Below are 15988 nucleotides of genomic sequence, written 5' to 3' on the forward strand. Positions count from 1 at the left end.
GACGCCGGGAAGAGCGGGAGGCACCAATGACAGTCCAGGCGGAATCTCCCTCGTCCTCGGCGGACACCACCCGGGCGCGGATCCGCGAGCTGATCATCTCCGGTGAGTTTGCGCCGGGATCCCGACTCAGGGAACGCGAGCTGTCCCAGGCCCTCGACGTTTCCCGGGTCCCCGTGCGGGAGGCCCTGCAGCAGCTGGAAGCTGAAGGTTTCATTGATACCTCGCCACGGCGCGGGGCCACGGTAAAGCAGATCACGCTGAAAGACGTCAACGAACTCTTTGACGTCAGGTTGAGCCTCGAAGTTCTCGCAGCTCGTCTCGCGGCCCAGGCTGCAGCCCGCGGCGGCTCATCGTCCCGGCTGCGGCAAATGATGGACCAGGCGGAAGAGGCAACGCTGAGGCATGACGATGCGCAGATACCGCTGCTCAATACGGCGCTGCATGCGGAAATCGTGTCGATGGGCGGCAATTCGCTGCTGGAGTACTCCATGAAGCCCCTGCTGGGGCGGATGCAGTGGCTCTTCACCCTGACCGGGCACCGTGATCCGCAGGTACAGTGCGCGGAACACCTCAGCCTGTGCCAGGCGATCTACGACGGCAAGGCCGAACTGGCAGCGGCGCTGGCTTTCGCCCACGTCGAACTGGGCCGGGCACCGTCGCTCCAGGGCCTGGCCGGACGCCTGCCTGAGGGCTGAGCCTGGCTGCGTTGAGAGTGCGACGTTATGTCAAGTAAACGGAACTCCGCGTGCCGCCGCTTGGGGACCGTCGAGGGGTTTGACGGCGTTGCAACGCACGCCGTCGGTGCGCCGGATACCTGGCCTGGACCCGGTCTGGATACGGCATACGACAGCCGCGGAAAACCGCGGATCTCAGCTGCAGCGTGCGGCCATGCCGGCGGGTGGCCACGAAAGATTGGGCGCCCCCTCTCACGCTTCGGCCTAGAACGCCGATAATCAGCATTATGTAAAGTAGAACAGTTACTGCTGCGTCCGATGCACGGTGGCCCCTCCTCTTGTCCTACCTACACTTGTTGCGTGACTGATGCTCTAGTTCGACGTGCCTACGCCGCACATGCGGCGGAATACACGGGTGTCCTCGGCACCGTCGAAGACATGCATGAGCTTGACCGTCGCCGCATTGAACGATGGTCCGAGCAGCTAAGCGGTCCTGTCATCGACGCCGGATGCGGCCCGGGACATTGGACGGACTTTCTTCACAAACGGGGTGTCGAAATCACAGGCATCGACCTCGTTCCTGAGTTCATAGAAAACGCCCGCATCCGCTTTCCCGACGTTCCCTATCAGGTTTCCTCACTCCGTGCCCTCGACCTGGCCGACGGCAGCCTCAATGGCGTGCTGGCCTGGTACTCCCTCATTCATCTGGCCCCGGCGGAGCTACCCCAGGTTCTCTCCGAACTCGCAAGGGTTCTGGGGCCACAAGGGCACCTGCTCGCCGGCTTTTTCGAAGGCGTGTCAGGCGAACCGCTCGATCATGCAATTACCAAGGCCTACTACTGGTCCATAAACCAGATGAGCCTCCTATTGGATGATGCCGGGTTTGAGGTCCTCGACGTCGAAACGCGTCAGGATCACAGCAAACGACCGCACGCAGCTATTGCCGCAATTGCCCGATGAAGGCCAGAGGAATGGATAGACCCCCTACTCCCCCGCCCAGCAATCTCTAGCAGTGCCATGGCATCCTTTGCCTGGCCGCGCAGCGCTCATCGCGGCCAGGAGTTTCGCAGCCGAAATGGTGCCGCTTTACGCTTCAGTATTGGTACTGCACGTTCGCGGTTCCCGTTTCCGCACATAGCCACCGGGCCGCAGCCGTCCGCCGCTAAACGGCATCTGAATAACGCCGGCGGCGGCGAGTATGAGGACGATCGCGAGGATCGTTGTGGGAAGGACAGGCTCGCGGAGGAAGGTGGCACCGATGATGACGGCGACCACGGGCGGGATGTAGGTGGCGGTGGAGGCAGTCAGCGCACCCAGCCTGGCAATGGTGATGTAGTAGAGGATAAATGCCAGACCGGTGCCAATCGCTCCGAGCCCCAGTGCTACCCCCGCAAGAGCGAGCGGGTCGTCCATGATCGCGGTGATGCCGTCCAGGTCGGTGACCACTGTCAGGCTGGCCCCTGCCAGGACCATCTGGTAGGTCGCCGAGGCTGCGGCAGGGATACCGAGCGGGCTGATGAAGCGCCGGGCGTAAGCGAACGAGGCGCCAAGGCTGGCCGAGCCGAGCAGCATGTACAGCACGCCGGTGGTGTCGACGGCACCGGCGGCCCAGGGCCGGGCCAGCACGACCACCCCGAGCGCGCCGATCGCCAGCCCCGCAGCTTTCCGGACCGTGAACGGCTCGGTCCGCAGCGCCACGACCGCTGCCAGGAACGCGAACAACGGAATCGAACCGCTCAGGGCCCCAGCGATGCCGCTGTCGAGCCGGTACGTTCCGGCTGCATAGGCGTAGTAGTACAGGCCCGTGGCCAGGACCGACATCACCACGAAATGATGCGTATGCCGCAGGTGCCGCCAGGCGAAGGCGCGCTTAACGAGTGCGAATACCACCACAGGCACGAGGCCGAAGGCGATCCGCAGCAGGGTGGTCTGTTCTGCGCTGATGTACGCCGAGGCCATGTGCATGAAGACGAAGTTGAAGCCCCACACGGTGCCCAGGGTGGCATAGGCTGCGACGGCGGTTGTGCGTGCCGGTGTCATGGCAGGGTGATGACCTGCCCGGTTCCGGCGCCTTCCACCGCTTTCCGGTATCCCCGCGCAACATCGGCCACCGGAACCGGGGCGAAGCCGGGGAAGAAGTCGCCATAATCCCCCAGGCTCTCGGTGAACACCGAGGGGCTCACCACATTGATCCGCCTGGGCGCGATCTCCAGGGCGGCAGCGCGGACAAAGGCTTCGATGGCCCCGTTGGCCATGGCCGCGGCAGCAGAAGACACCACAGGGTCCCGGGAAGGAATGCCGCTGATCAGTGTGAACGATCCCCGTTCTGCGACATGGGCGAGCCCGGTCCGGACGACGTTGATCTGCGCGAGAGCCTTCTGGGTAAAGGCCGCCTGATAATCCGCAGAGCCGAGTTCATCAATCGTGGCGTAAGGAACCTCTCCGGCGGCACAGACCACCGCATCCACAGGGCCGGACTGCTCCCACAGCCGATCGACCTGGGCGGGGTCCGTGATGTCACACCGGATATCGCCCGAGCTGCGCCCGACAGTGACGATCTCGTGGCCCAATTCTGCCAAATGCTGGTGGACCGCCTGGCCGGCTTTGCCTGCTGCTCCGATAATCATGATTCGCATGCCGCTACGGTAAGGACTCCCCCTCGGCGGAGGGAAATACATTCACCGGCACCTGCTATACGCTGGACGCATGAATGTGGAGCTGCGTCACCTCCGGGCGCTGGTCACTCTCCACGAGTCGGACACCTTCACCACCGCGGCTGCTGTTTTGGGCACAACCCAGCCCACACTGTCCCGGACCATTGCACAGCTGGAGCAGATTGCCGGCGTCCCGCTGGTTGACCGCTCCACTCGCTGGGTCAGGTTCACGCCGGCCGGTCAGCGGCTCGCGGCCGAGGCCCGGGTCCTGCTGGTACAGCTGGATAACGCTTTAGCCAGCCTGCACGACGACGGGAACCGCCCGCTGCGGCTCGGATGGGCCTGGGCAGGCCTCGGGTCCCACACTGTTCCGCTCCTGCAGCAGTGGCGCAGCATCAGCGAAGTACCCGTTGAACCCAGCCGGCCCAACGACCCCGAGTCAGCACTGCTGAACCGGGAGATCGACGTCGCGATTATCCGCCGCGCCATGCCCCTGGCCGAAACCGCCCCTGGACTGCGCTCAACAACGCTGTTCACCGAAAGCCTCGTCGCCGGCGTGGCGACCAACAATCCGCTCGCCACCGAGACTGCCCTGTCACTCTCAGATCTCGCCGCCGGCCCGCTCGCGGTCTGCTCAACAGCACCGACAGCAAAGGCCAGGCTGTGGGAGCACCTGAGCCACACTCCACGGACCATTACTGTCAGCAACTCCGACGAATGGCTTTCGCGCATTGCACTCGGCGATGCAGTGGGCGTGACCTCGGCGGCGACGGCCTACAGCTACCAGCATCCGGGCGTCGCCTACTTACCGGTGGAAGACTCACCGCCCGTCGACGTTTCCATGTTGTGGCCCATGGCCGGCCCCCACCCGCACGCTGCCGCTTTCGCCGACTTCTCCCGTGGCTACTTCACCAAGCTAATCCCGACCAGCACCCCGCCCAGCCTGCTCACCCAATCCTCAAGCCCTGCAGTACTGCAGTGAGAAGACCCGGCTAGAAGACGTTCTCAGGATCGGCAGTGGAGGTTGCATACTCCGGACGCCCATGGGGCCGATAGGCCTGGATGGTGATGCCCCGCGAGGTAGTCCGCGAGCTGACCAGCTCGAGCGCGAGGTCGGGTCCGGAATCCGGGAACAGCCGCGTACCCTGGCCGACGACGACGGGATAGGTCACCAGTTCGAGCTGGTCCACCAGCTCGTTGGCCAACAGCCACCGGACCAGGGCGCCGCTGCCGGGAACCAGCAGCACGCCGTCGTGCTTATCCTTCAACTCTCCGACGGCGGTGGCGACGTCGCCGTGCAGAACAGACGTGCCCTCCCACCGCGGGCCCGTCAGGGTGGTGGACACCACATACTTGGGCCGGCTGTTCAGGGCGGCAGCAATCGGATTGGCGCCCGGATCCGGCAGCACTCCCCAGTACCCGGCGAATATTTCGTACGTCCGGCGGCCGAAGAGGAATGCCTCCGCACTGCCGTAAACCTGGTTGAGGTAGTCCCCTGTTTCGGCGTCGAGTAACGGGATGGCCCACCCGCCGCGGTCAAAGCCTCCGCTGCGGTCCTCGTCGGGCCCGCCCAACCCCTGCATCACGCCGTCCACCGAGACGTTGGTCGTTGTCGTCAACTGCATGTCGTGTCACCTCATCGAAGGACGGCCACGGACTCCGGAAGCGATCCGGGCTACATCGCTACAGACAAGCACAGGCACCGGCCCCATGGCTAGGATGTGCATCGTGAAACACCTTTCCCCCGTTTGGGACCCTGCCGCACGCACTTCGGAACCGGCGCCCGGTATCTTTTTCGTCGAAGGGCCGGCGTCGAACTGGATCGTGGTCCGCGACGCGGCCGGATTCATGCTCATCGACAGCGGTTATCCGGCTGACCGCCCCCTTGTCCTGGGATCCATCCGCCGTCTCGGCCTGCGGCCCGCCGATGCCAAAGCCATGCTCATCACGCACGGCCACGTCGACCACACCGGCTCAGCTGCCTATTTCTCCGAGACCTACGGCACGCCCATCCTGTGCGCCCCGGATGAATTGGCCCACGTGCAAGGGAAGGAAAAGCACCAGGTCACATTTGGCCAGGTCATCGTCCGCGCCTGGCGGCCCCGCGTCTTCCGCTGGATGACGCACGTCATCCAGGCAGGGGCCCTCAAAGCGAAGCCGGCGACGGACGCGCAGGCCTGGGACCCGGACACGCTGCAGAACCTGCCGGGCAAGCCCGAAGCCGTCCCATTGCCGGGGCATACGCCGGGCAATGCCGCAATCCTCCTTCGGGAAGCAGGGGTGATTGCAGTCGGTGACTCATTCGTCAGCGGACACCCGCTCAGCCGGAAAAACGGACCCCAGATGCTGGATCCAATGTTCCACTCCAATCCCGGGCAGGCGCTCGCGGAAACCCACCGACTGGACGGAATAGATGCCTCGGCGGTGCTGCCGGGCCATGGCCCCGCCCTGCGGATGCCGCTGGCCGACGCCCTGGCAGCATTGCGGAGTTGATAACGGAGGCGCTAAAATGAATGGCATTCATTTATTTCACCCCGGCCGCGCAAGATGCCGGGGCGAATGCCGTTCAGACCAAAGGAGCCACCGACAGTGACGCCGGGGACTTTTACTGCAAGCACTACTCACGATTCGCCCGACCTGCTGGGAAAGAAGGTCCGTGTGGAGGAAGCCGGAACTGTGATCCGCGTTGGTTACGTGGAAACAGCCACGCCCTCCGGGACGCTGGTCTGGATCGCGGCGTCGGGCTGCGAACCGCGGAGGCTGTACGGCTCCGCACTGGGCCAGAGCGTATTCCCTTTGCCGGAATCCGACGAGCTTGCCCAGTAGTCAGCCGGCACCGGTTGGGGCCGAACGCTGATTCACTTCGTCAGTCAGGCGGTCGATCCGGTCGACGGCGTCGTCAAGACTCTCAACCGTCGACCAGAGGGCCGGCTGCTCTTCCCGGATCTGTTCAAGGGTGCGTCCTGCGGACGTGAGGGCGGCGAGATCGAAACTGACGTTGGTCCGTGCCCCGGTCACCGCTGCCCTGAGGGCGCCAAGCGCAACCACGACGTCGGCGACAAGCGCCCGGTTGCCGTTGGCAGCCAGCCACTCCAGGTCCGCAATGGCGTCGATGGCGCGCTCGCCGAGGACGGCAGATGCCTTGGCGGCGTTCACGGATGCCCGGCGTATGGCTTCCTCACGCGCGGGGCCCCGATCCAGCCGGAACGCCGCGCCGAATTCCCGGGAAGCTGAAGCGTCCTCATCGGCCAGCCGCAGGGCGGTCTCCCGCAGTGAACGCACCCGGGCGTGGACATCGGCCAGTTCCTGCTGCTGGCGCCCGTCAGCCTCGGTGTAACCGGCCACCATGGAGGCCAGTGATGCAGCGATGGCAAGCATCACACCTGCCCCGGCGCCGCCTCCCGGCGAACCAACGGACTGCGCCAAAGCCTGCGTCCAGTCCTCCACTGTCGAACTCTGGGTCGTAACCGCCTCGGAAGCATCACTCATGGCACCAGTCTGCCCCACGCCGGGCGCGGGCAGACAGTACGACAGGCCGTTGCGGTCAACGGGTGGGCCGGCCGCCCGGGGTACTAACCGCCGTCGTAAGCCCGCTGGAGTCCAGCAATGTCCAGCTTCTGCATCCCGAGCATCGCCTGGACGGCGCGCTGGGCGCCGGCGGCGTCCGGCCCGTTGATGAGCTGGCCAAGGACCTTGGGCACTATCTGCCACGAAACTCCGTACCTGTCCTTGAGCCAGCCGCACTGGCTCTCGCTCCCGCCGTCCGTGAGGGAGTTCCAGTACCGGTCGACCTCTTCCTGCGAGGCGCAATCGACCACGAAGGACACGGCCTCGTTGAAGGAGAAGGCCGGGCCTCCGTTCAGAGCCTGGAAAGGCTGGCCCTCGATCTCAAATTCGACGGCGACGGCCTGTCCGGCCGGCCCGGGACCGCCCTCGCCGAAGCGGGACACGCTCACGATTGAGGCATTGTCGAAGACGGACACGTAGTACTCGGCCGCTTCCTCCGCCTCCTTGTCGAACCACAGGCACGGTGTGATCTTCTGCATGCCGCTTTCCTCCTCCATGAGCCCGGACGCCCCCGGCGAGGGACGTCTCCTGCATCTTCCGCCCTGAGACTAGCCGCGCGGGTTGCCGAGGACAATGGCTACCAGCCGGGCCTAAGCATCGGACGCCGCAGGCGCTGCATGGCTCACGAGCCCCACCGTGTTGCCTTCGCTGTCCCTGATGAACGCCATCCATTCGTCCGTGCCCGCCGGGCCCAGCCGTGCATCAACGTGGTGGAAGATCACATGCGGGGCGCCCACCACCTCCACTCCCCTGACCTCCAGCTCCGCCACCTGCGATCGCACGTCCGGGACGTTCAGGTAAATCACCGACGACGGTGCGCCGCGCTCCAAGAGGAGCCGGACGCCGTCGAGATCAAAGAACAGCAGTCCCGGAGGATCGAAGACCGCCGCCGGCGCGGTGCCCAGCAGGGCAGTGTAGAACCTGGCCGCGCGGTCAAGGTCCTCGGCATGCTGCGCAATCTGGATGACCTTCATGCGGGCTCCTTAAAGCGGTCTTGTTCGGTTCCTGCCTGCCATGGTCACGGCATATGCGCGGCAGGGCAATACCTGCCCATAACGGCTAGGCTCGGAAGCATGCCTTCTCCATCAGACCGTTCCGGAACACGGGCAGTTCCGGCCCTCACGGCAGCCGCCGCAGCTGCCGACGTCATCCTCATTCTGATCTTTGCCGCCATCGGCCGCGATGCCCACGCACGGGGTGAGTCCGTGGCCGGAATCCTCAGTACCGCCTGGCCGTTCCTGGCCGGAGCGGCCGTCGCCTGGCTGCTCCTGCGGCTCTGGCGGCGGCCCCTGGCGCTGTGGCCGGCCGGGGTGGCGGTATGGCTCGGCGCCGTGGCCATCGGAATGGCGCTGCGGGCGCTCACGGGGCAGACTGTGGTCCTGCCCTTTGTGATCGTTGCCCTGCTGAGCCTGGCCGTGCTCCTCCTCGGCTACCGCCTCGTTGTCGCCATAGCCCTCCGGCTCCGGGCACGCCGCCGCGCCTGAGGACCGGCTCCCGGTGCGGCGCGTCACAGGGCACAGGAGTTCCCGGCGGCCACCTGCCCTGTACTAGGCTGGCAGCACAGCTCAACAGATCCGGAAGGGTTCACAGTGATCACCGCATTCGTCCTGATCAAGACAGACGCCTCACGCATCCCCGAAACGGCCGAGGAGATTTCCGCCATTGAGGGCATCAGCGAGGTTTACTCCGTGACAGGCGAATGGGACCTGATCGCCGTGGCGCGGGTGGCCCAGCACGAGGATCTTGCCGACGTCATCGCGGACAAGCTCTCCAAGGTGCCCGCGGTGGTGCACACCACCACGCACATCGCGTTCCGGGCATACTCACAGCACGACCTCGATGCCGCCTTCGCGCTGGGGTTCGAAGAATAGCAAAGCTGCCGGACTTACAGCGGAGGGGCCATGCACCTGCAGGTGCATGGCCCCTCCGCCGTACTGCCCTGAGAGCAGTTCCGTCTCAGGCCTGCGAAAGGCTGACCCACTTCTCGAGGACGGCGGTGGCCGCGCCTGACCCAATGGATTCCGCAGCCCGGCCCAGGGCAAGCTTCATGCGGTCGGTGAGCGGACCGTCGGCCTGAAGGTCATATGCCACCAGGCCCGCCGCCGCATTCAGCAGGACCGCGTCCCTGACCGGACCTGCTGCACCGGCCAGGACACTGCGGACGACGGCGGCATTCGCCTGCGCGTCACCGCCCCGCAGCTGCTCGACGGTCGCCTGGGGGATTCCCAGGTCCTGGGGCGAGAACGTCTGTTCGGTCACCTCTCCGCCCCGGATCTCCCACACTGTGGACGGGCCGGTCGTGGTGAGTTCATCCAGGCCGTCGCTCCCCCGGAACACCAGGCCGCGGCTGCCGCGCCGGGCCAGGACGCCGGCCACCAGCGGCGCCATGCGGGCGTTCGCCACGCCGACGGCAGAGGCCTGCACGCGGGCGGGGTTCGTGAGGGGGCCCAGGAAATTGAAGGCAGTGGGGATGGCGAGCTCCCGCCGGGGCACGGCGGTGTGGCGGAACGACGGGTGGAAGACCTGCGCGAAGCAGAACGTGATGCCCGCCTCCTCGGCGTTGCGGGCGACGGCGGCTATGGGCAGGTCAAGGCGCACCCCCAACGCCTCCAAAACGTCTGCGGAACCGGACGACGACGACGCCGCGCGGTTGCCGTGCTTAACCACCTTGGCGCCCGCTCCGGCACAGACAAGGGCAGCCATGGTGGAGATGTTGACAGTGTTAAGTTGGTCACCACCGGTGCCCACGATGTCGAGTTTTTCACCGGAGATGGAGATGGGATTGGCATGAGACACCATGGCATCGACCAGGCCGGCGATCTCCTCCACGGTCTCGCCCTTGGCCCGCAGCGCCACCAGGAAACCGGCAATCTGCACAGGCGTTGCGGCCCCCGACATGATGTTGTCCATGGCCCACGCCGTACTGTCCGCGCTCAGGTGTTCGCCGTTCAACAGTGCCGAGATGAGGCGCGGCCAGGTGTTGCCTGCCGCCGGTGCCGATACCTGTGAAGTCACCTCCTGATGCTATCGAGGTGCCGCTTGCAAAGACCAATGTGAACCCCGGCAGGAACTTTTCAGCACGATTTCGCGTCTTTGTAGAAAAAGTCTCCGCAAAAGGCGGTTTGCGTTGGGCATGGCGGAGTTTTGCAGACATAATGTCTATGTGACATCTGCGACCCATGCCCCCAGTACCCCTGCGCACCCCACGCTGAACCGCCCGAATATGGTCTCCGTCGGGACCGTCGTCTGGCTCTCCAGCGAGTTGATGTTCTTCGCCGGCCTCTTCGCCATGTACTTCACACTCCGGTCCACTTCCGGCCAGATGTGGGCGGAAGAGACGGCCAAGCTCAACTTCCCCTTTGCGCTTGTTAACACGATCGTCCTCGTGGCAAGTTCCTTCACCTGCCAGATGGGCGTCTTCGCCGCCGAGAGGCTCCAGCCGCGCCGCAGCGGCGGTGCACTGCAGTTCACCCGGTGGGGCATGAACGAGTGGTTCACCCTCACGTTCCTCATGGGTGCATTCTTTGTTGCCGGCCAGACCATGGAATACGCCATGCTGGTGTCCGAGCATGTGTCGCTCTCCTCCAACGCCTACGGCTCCGCCTTCTACATGACCACCGGCTTCCACGGCCTGCACGTCATCGGCGGCCTGGTTGCCTTCCTGCTCATCATGGGCCGCTCCTTCGCTGCAAAGAAGTTCGGCCACTTTGAGGCGACGTCGGCAATCGTCACCTCTTACTACTGGCACTTCGTGGACGTCGTGTGGATTGGCCTCTTCCTGGTCATCTACGTCCTCCAGTAGCCCAGCACCGCCCCCTCTTACCCAAGAGACCGAATTTTTAGAAGCGGCTCCCGGAGCCGACGCACGATCGAATAAAGGAACCACCACGTGAAGGCACTCTCGCAGAAGCGACGTCACCCACTGGCAGCAATAGCCCTGCTGTTGATGGGCCTCCTCCTCACTGGTGGGCTGTACGCCGTTGCCACCAACGTCAACGAGGCCAAAGCCAGCACTGCAGAGTTCACCGCCAGCGATACCCAGGAAGGCGAGAAGCTCTTCGAAGCCAACTGCGCCACCTGCCACGGCATGGGTGCCGGCGGCACGCAGGACGGTCCCTCCCTGGTTGGTGTCGGCGCCGCCGCTGTTGACTTCCAGGTCGGCACCGGCCGCATGCCCATGCAGATGAACGGTCCCCAGGCCTACAAGAAGCCTGCCCAGTTCAACGAGACCCAGACCCACCAGCTGTCCGCCTACGTGGCGTCGCTGGGCGCCGGACCTGCCATTCCCGCCGAGGAGTACCTGGACGAGAAGGGCAATGCCGCCGAAGGCGGCGAGCTGTTCCGCGTGAACTGCGCCATGTGCCACAACGCAGCCGCAGCCGGCGGTGCGCTGACCCGCGGCAAGTTCGCTCCGGCACTGGCCGATGTCAGTGGCAAGCACATCTACGAGGCCATGGCCACCGGTCCGCAGAACATGCCGGTGTTCAGCGACTCGAACATCACGCCTGAAGGCAAGCGCGACATCATCACCTTCCTGAAGCAGATCGAGACCAACGGCTCCCCGGGCGGCGCAGACCTGGGTGCACTGGGCCCGGTTTCTGAAGGTCTGTTTGTGTGGATTGCCGGCCTCGGCGTCATCATCGCCTTCACCATCTGGCTGACGTCCCGCACGTCCTAGCCGAACCCGGCACGAAATATATGTCCTGCTGATTGCTCAGCAGGTTTGGAACTGAACATTAACTCGGCAAAGGCCGAGACGAGAGAAGGATGAGGCGAATCATGGGCAACCATAGTGACGGCAGTCCGAACCACTCGGGCACCGTAGCTACGGCTGGTCAGCATGAGGTGGAGAAATTCCAGGATCCTGGAATTCCCCCGCACCGGTTGCGCCTGGCTGACACGGACCCGAAAGCCGCCAAGCGCGCAGAACGGCAGGTTGCCGCTCTGTTCGCAACCTCAGTCATTGGCACTGCGATCTTCCTGGTGGCGTACTTCGCCATCGACCTGGGAGATGACTCCAGCATTGCCACCATCCGGCTGCAGAACGCACTGCTGGGAATCGGAACGGCATTTGCCATGCTCGGCATTGGCACCGGCATCGTGCACTGGGCCAAGGCCCTCATGCCGGACCACGAGGTCTCCGAGGAGCGCCACGCAATCCGCACCGAGGACGACCGCCAGGCGGCCGTCCGGATCGTGGATGACATCGTGGAGGAAACGGGCATCAAGCGCCGTCCCCTCATCCGCAACACCCTCCTTGGCGCAGTTGCCCTTGCACCGCTGCCGGCCCTCGCCGTTTTCGGTGACCTGGGACCGCGCCCGGACGACAAGCTGGCGCACACCATGTGGGCCCCGCAGGACGGCAAGCTCAAGCGCCTCACCCGCGACCCCGATGGAACCCCCATCAAGGCCTCGGATGTCACCATCGGTTCCGCCTTCCACGTCATCCCGGAAGGCCTCAACGAACTGCACGAAGGCAAGCTGAACGAGAAGGCCAAGGCCGTCGTTCTGCTGATGCGCCTCGATCCGGCTTCGCTCAACCCCTCCGAGGGCCGCGAGAGCTGGGGCTACAACGGCATCGTTGCTTACTCCAAGATCTGCACCCACGTCGGTTGCCCTGTTGCTCTCTACGAGCAGCAGACGCACCACCTGCTGTGCCCGTGCCACCAGTCAACCTTCGACCTCACCCAGGAATGCAAGGTTATCTTCGGCCCGGCCAGCCGCCCGCTCCCGCAGCTGCCCATCGCAGTTGACGACGAGGGCTACCTGGTCGCGACCAGCGACTTCAAAGAACCTGTAGGACCAAGTTACTGGGAGCGTGATGAGCATGAGCGCAGCATCAACAGCTGAAGCCCCCGCCTACGTAGCCAACACCAAAGTCGGACGCTTCACTGATTTCGTCGACGAGCGCGTCGGCGGATCGGGAATCCTCCGCGAATTCGGCCGCAAGGTCTTTCCGGACCACTGGTCTTTCATGTTCGGCGAGGTGGCGCTGTACTCCTTCGTCGTCCTGCTGATGTCCGGCACGTTCCTGACATTCTTCTTCGACCCGTCCATGGCGGAGACGCACTACAACGGCTCGTACACGCCGCTGAAGAACGTTGAAATGTCCGTGGCCTACAGCTCGTCGCTGGACATCTCCTTCGACGTCCGTGGCGGCCTGTTCATGCGCCAGGTCCACCACTGGGCAGCCCTGCTGTTCGTGGCCTCTGTCGCGGTCCACATGCTCCGCGTGTTCTTCACCGGCGCATTCCGCAAGCCCCGTGAGATGAACTGGGTGGTGGGCGGCGTCCTGCTGATCCTGGCCATGGCGGCCGGCTTCACCGGCTACTCCCTCCCCGATGACCTGCTGTCCGGCAACGGCCTGCGCATCATCGACGGCGTGATCAAGTCGATCCCCGTGATCGGCACCTACATCTCGTTCTTCCTCTTTGGCGGCGAGTTCCCGGGAACGGTCATCATCGGCCGTCTGTACACGCTGCACATCCTGCTGGTGCCGGCCCTGATCCTGCTGATGATCGTCATCCACCTCTTCATGGTTGTCGTGCACAAGCACACCCAGTACCCCGGCCCGGGCCGCAACGACCACAACGTCGTCGGCTACCCCCTGGGCCCGGTCTACGCTGCGAAGGCCGGCGGGTTCTTCTTCATCGTGTTCGGTGTCATCGCCCTCATGGCGGCGTTCTTCACCATCAACCCGATCTGGAACTACGGTCCGTACGACCCCTCCCCCGTGTCCGCAGGCACCCAGCCTGACTGGTACATCGGCTGGGTTGACGGCGCCCTGCGCCTGATGCCGGGTGTGATCAACGACTTCCACTTCGAATACGTGATCTTCGGCCAGGTGCTCACTCTGAACGTGCTGCTTCCGGCCCTCGTGCCCGCAGGCATCGTGTTCACCGTGCTGTTCACCTACCCGTGGATCGAACGCTGGATCACCAAGGACAACCGCGAGCACCACGTCCTGGACCGCCCGCGCAACGCTCCCACCCGTACCGCGATCGGCATGGCCGGTTTCACGTTCTACTGCGTCATGTGGGCAGCTGCAAGCTCCGACCTCATCGCCACGCACTTCCACGTGTCATTGAACGACGTCACCTACTGGCTGCGCGCGCTGTTCTTCCTCGGCCCGATTATCGCTTTCGTCGTGACCAAGCGGGTGGCCCTGGCGCTGCAGCGCAAGGACCGTGAAATCGCGCTGCACGGTCGCGAGACCGGACGTATCGTCCGCCTCCCGCACGGTGAATTCATCGAGGTGCACGCACCGCTCGACGAGTACAAGCGCTACAAGCTTGTTGGCTTCGAGTCGCCCGCACCGATTCCGGCCCAGCCGAACGAGCACGGCGTGGTCACCCGCAAGGAAAACCGCCGCGCGAAGCTGTCCCGCTGGTTCTTCGAGGACCGCGTTGCTCCCGCAACACCTGCCGAGCTGGAAGCCGGCCACGGCCACCATGAAGCAGTTGAAGCCGGCGAGGGACAGAAGACCCTGAGCCACTAGCAAGCCACGCCACACGGCCGCAGCTGCACCCAGTTCCACCAAGAAAAAGGCCCGGTCCACCAAGACCGGGCCTTTTCTGTGTGCGGAGTGTGTTACGGAAGGTACGGGTTCGTCGCCTTCAGCAGCAGGCGGCGGACAGGCTACTGCTGCCGGTAACCCGACGCGTAGTTGCGGGTAGGCCGTACGCCGGGGCGCTGCAGCGGCACCCACAGCTTGTACCGGTCCGCCCGGTAGTAGGACACGGAGTAGTCCACCATGGCCCGGGCAACGAAGGCATGCCGCTGGATCTTCAGCAGCGGCGCCCCGATCTCCACATTGAGCAGACGGGCGGTGGAAGGTGATGCAGCCGTGGCCTCGATCATGTCCTCGCCCCATTCCATGACCAGCCCGAACTGCTCACTCAGGACGTTGTACAGCGACGTCGGCGGTTCGCCGTCGAGCAGCCCGGGCACCCGGTGGGCAGGGATGAAGTTTTCATCCACGCTCATCGGCTCGTTATCGGCCAGCAGAAGGCGCCGGAACCGCACCAGGGGTGTTCCCTCCTCCACCTGCAGTTCGCGGGCCAGGAAGGCGCTGGCGGCGATCTGCTCGAAGCTCAGGACCTTCGCCGCCGGCACCATGCCGCGGCGCTGCATCTCTTCGCTGTAGGAGGTCAGCTTGACCTGCAGGTCCAGCTTGGGTTTCCGGACGAAAGTGCCCAGGCCGACCACACGCTCGATGACCTCCTCCCCCACCAGGGCGTCGATGGCCTGGCGAACGGTCATCCGGGCCAGGCCGAAGCGCTCGGCCAGGTCCCGCTCGGAAGGCAGCGCCGAGCCCGGCGGGCACGACGTTGCAATGTAGCTCCTGAGGATCTCGCGGAGCTGAACGTAAATGGGGGTCCCGCTGGTCCGGTCGATTTCACCGGCAATGGCGGCAACGTTAGCAGCCACGGCGGCCGCTCCTGTAATGCATGCTCACACTTCAAGGGTAAGCCAACGCGGCCACAGGTCTAGACCAGGCTGCTCCCCCGGCCAATTGCCGGCAGCGGGGCCGATATTCTTAAGGACGAACAAAAAGAAGGAAGACGACGGTGGCTTCCCCCCGAATGTGCCATCCCGTCCCAGATGAAGGAGTCCAGTTGCCCGTTCGTAAGGCAATAGTTTCTGCGGCCATCGGCCTGCATGCCCGGCCCGCAGCGGTGTTCGTCCGCGCGGTCACGGAGACAGGCTTGCCGGTGACCATCCGCAAGGACGGCATTGACGCCGTCGATGCCCGGTCCCTGCTCGAGGTCATGACTGCCGACTTCAACTACGGCTGTGAGGTCGAGCTCGCAGTCAAGGAATCGGCCCTCCCTGCCGGCAGGAGCCTCGGTGAAGCCGAGACCGTCCTTGCAGGCCTCGTGGATCTGCTGGCATCGCAGAAGGCCAGCTGAACCCGGGCAGGCTGCATCTGTTACCCGTGATGTAAAAGACGGCAGAACAAAACAACGACGGCGGGCCCCACCGAAAAGGTGGGGGCCCCCGGCGGTGTGTTAAAACAGGCGGTGTTGTAAAAGGCCACAAATGTTGGTGGTGTCCGGGGGGGTTCTAGTGTAACCAACCAAACAGGGGCGC

Annotated in this window: 20 protein-coding genes; 12 read left to right on the forward strand and 8 right to left on the reverse strand. The window is 64.7% G+C overall.

From position 1 onward, the window contains the following. Positions 1-26 precede the first annotated feature (26 nt). Both ACFTR6_RS03645 and ACFTR6_RS03650 read left to right on the forward strand, forming a co-directional pair. A complete protein-coding gene (locus ACFTR6_RS03645) occupies positions 27-695 on the forward strand; it encodes a GntR family transcriptional regulator (RefSeq protein WP_076802884.1) in 669 nt (222 codons plus the stop codon). Between the two features lie 339 nt (positions 696-1034). Then, on the forward strand, positions 1035-1634 hold the full coding sequence (locus tag ACFTR6_RS03650) for a class I SAM-dependent methyltransferase (protein WP_377956918.1): 600 nt from the start codon (positions 1035-1037) through the stop codon (positions 1632-1634). Between the two features lie 126 nt (positions 1635-1760). Here ACFTR6_RS03650 and ACFTR6_RS03655 read toward each other — a convergent pair whose 3' ends face one another. Next, a complete protein-coding gene (locus ACFTR6_RS03655) occupies positions 1761-2714 on the reverse strand; it encodes a DMT family transporter (RefSeq protein WP_377956919.1) in 954 nt (317 codons plus the stop codon). Continuing rightward, complete coding sequence (locus ACFTR6_RS03660) at positions 2711-3310, reverse strand: short chain dehydrogenase (RefSeq protein WP_377956920.1); 600 nt, start codon at positions 3308-3310, stop codon at positions 2711-2713. The genes ACFTR6_RS03655 and ACFTR6_RS03660 overlap by 4 nt, the downstream gene beginning before the upstream one ends. Before the next feature lie 70 nt (positions 3311-3380). Here ACFTR6_RS03660 and ACFTR6_RS03665 point away from each other — a divergent pair, with 70 nt between their 5' ends. Then, positions 3381-4310, forward strand: coding sequence for a LysR family transcriptional regulator (locus ACFTR6_RS03665; RefSeq protein WP_377956921.1), 930 nt, complete (start codon positions 3381-3383; stop codon positions 4308-4310). A 10-nt stretch (positions 4311-4320) separates the two neighbouring features. Here the strand turns inward: ACFTR6_RS03665 and ACFTR6_RS03670 are convergent, their stop codons facing one another. Beyond that, entirely contained in the window at positions 4321-4953 is a 633-nt protein-coding gene (locus tag ACFTR6_RS03670) for a dihydrofolate reductase family protein (protein WP_087874604.1), read from the reverse strand. A gap of 103 nt (positions 4954-5056) precedes the next feature. On the opposite strand from ACFTR6_RS03670, the gene ACFTR6_RS03675 reads away from it, so the two are divergent. Further along, entirely contained in the window at positions 5057-5821 is a 765-nt protein-coding gene (locus tag ACFTR6_RS03675) for an MBL fold metallo-hydrolase (RefSeq protein WP_253250622.1), read from the forward strand. Between the two features lie 96 nt (positions 5822-5917). Beyond that, entirely contained in the window at positions 5918-6154 is a 237-nt protein-coding gene (locus ACFTR6_RS03680) for a hypothetical protein (protein WP_140416719.1), read from the forward strand. On the opposite strand, the gene ACFTR6_RS03685 is transcribed toward ACFTR6_RS03680, so the two are convergent. From ACFTR6_RS03685 to ACFTR6_RS03695, 3 genes are all read right to left on the reverse strand, one after another. Beyond that, a complete protein-coding gene (locus tag ACFTR6_RS03685; RefSeq protein WP_377956922.1) occupies positions 6155-6817 on the reverse strand; it encodes a cyclodeaminase/cyclohydrolase family protein in 663 nt (220 codons plus the stop codon). An 83-nt stretch (positions 6818-6900) separates the two neighbouring features. Then, the gene (locus ACFTR6_RS03690) at positions 6901-7374 is read right to left on the reverse strand and encodes a VOC family protein (RefSeq protein WP_087874613.1); all 474 of its coding nucleotides are present in this window, start codon (positions 7372-7374) and stop codon (positions 6901-6903) included. Positions 7375-7485: 111 nt separating this feature from the next. Next, positions 7486-7869 (reverse strand): VOC family protein, encoded by a 384-nt coding sequence (locus tag ACFTR6_RS03695; RefSeq protein ID WP_087874606.1) that lies wholly within the window; start codon positions 7867-7869, stop codon positions 7486-7488. A 99-nt stretch (positions 7870-7968) separates the two neighbouring features. Between ACFTR6_RS03695 and ACFTR6_RS03700 the strand changes: the two genes are divergently transcribed. Then, on the forward strand, positions 7969-8379 hold the full coding sequence (locus tag ACFTR6_RS03700) for a DUF3054 domain-containing protein (RefSeq protein WP_377956923.1): 411 nt from the start codon (positions 7969-7971) through the stop codon (positions 8377-8379). A gap of 105 nt (positions 8380-8484) precedes the next feature. Next, entirely contained in the window at positions 8485-8766 is a 282-nt protein-coding gene (locus tag ACFTR6_RS03705) for an Lrp/AsnC family transcriptional regulator (RefSeq protein ID WP_003800871.1), read from the forward strand. Positions 8767-8851: 85 nt separating this feature from the next. Here ACFTR6_RS03705 and trpD read toward each other — a convergent pair whose 3' ends face one another. Then, positions 8852-9910 (reverse strand): anthranilate phosphoribosyltransferase, encoded by a 1059-nt coding sequence (gene trpD / locus ACFTR6_RS03710; protein WP_377956924.1) that lies wholly within the window; start codon positions 9908-9910, stop codon positions 8852-8854. A gap of 118 nt (positions 9911-10028) precedes the next feature. Here trpD and ACFTR6_RS03715 point away from each other — a divergent pair, with 118 nt between their 5' ends. The 4 genes from ACFTR6_RS03715 (at position 10029) to ACFTR6_RS03730 (ending at position 14393) form a co-directional block, all read left to right on the forward strand. Next, the gene (locus ACFTR6_RS03715; protein WP_377956925.1) at positions 10029-10697 is read left to right on the forward strand and encodes a heme-copper oxidase subunit III; all 669 of its coding nucleotides are present in this window, start codon (positions 10029-10031) and stop codon (positions 10695-10697) included. Between the two features lie 87 nt (positions 10698-10784). After that, on the forward strand, positions 10785-11573 hold the full coding sequence (locus ACFTR6_RS03720) for a c-type cytochrome (protein WP_076802861.1): 789 nt from the start codon (positions 10785-10787) through the stop codon (positions 11571-11573). A 101-nt stretch (positions 11574-11674) separates the two neighbouring features. Beyond that, complete coding sequence (locus ACFTR6_RS03725) at positions 11675-12745, forward strand: ubiquinol-cytochrome c reductase iron-sulfur subunit (RefSeq protein ID WP_076802859.1); 1071 nt, start codon at positions 11675-11677, stop codon at positions 12743-12745. Then, entirely contained in the window at positions 12723-14393 is a 1671-nt protein-coding gene (locus ACFTR6_RS03730) for a cytochrome bc complex cytochrome b subunit (protein ID WP_377956926.1), read from the forward strand. The genes ACFTR6_RS03725 and ACFTR6_RS03730 overlap by 23 nt, the downstream gene beginning before the upstream one ends. Positions 14394-14533: 140 nt before the next feature. Here the strand turns inward: ACFTR6_RS03730 and ACFTR6_RS03735 are convergent, their stop codons facing one another. Further along, positions 14534-15325, reverse strand: coding sequence for a GntR family transcriptional regulator (locus ACFTR6_RS03735; protein WP_377956927.1), 792 nt, complete (start codon positions 15323-15325; stop codon positions 14534-14536). Positions 15326-15513: 188 nt separating this feature from the next. On the opposite strand from ACFTR6_RS03735, the gene ACFTR6_RS03740 reads away from it, so the two are divergent. Then, positions 15514-15807: an HPr family phosphocarrier protein gene (locus tag ACFTR6_RS03740; RefSeq protein WP_377956928.1), complete on the forward strand. Its 294-nt coding sequence runs from the start codon at positions 15514-15516 to the stop codon at positions 15805-15807. Positions 15808-15988 lie beyond the last annotated feature (181 nt).

The organism is Arthrobacter sp. NPDC057009, from assembly GCF_042673905.1.
Lineage (GTDB): Bacteria > Actinomycetota > Actinomycetes > Actinomycetales > Micrococcaceae > Arthrobacter.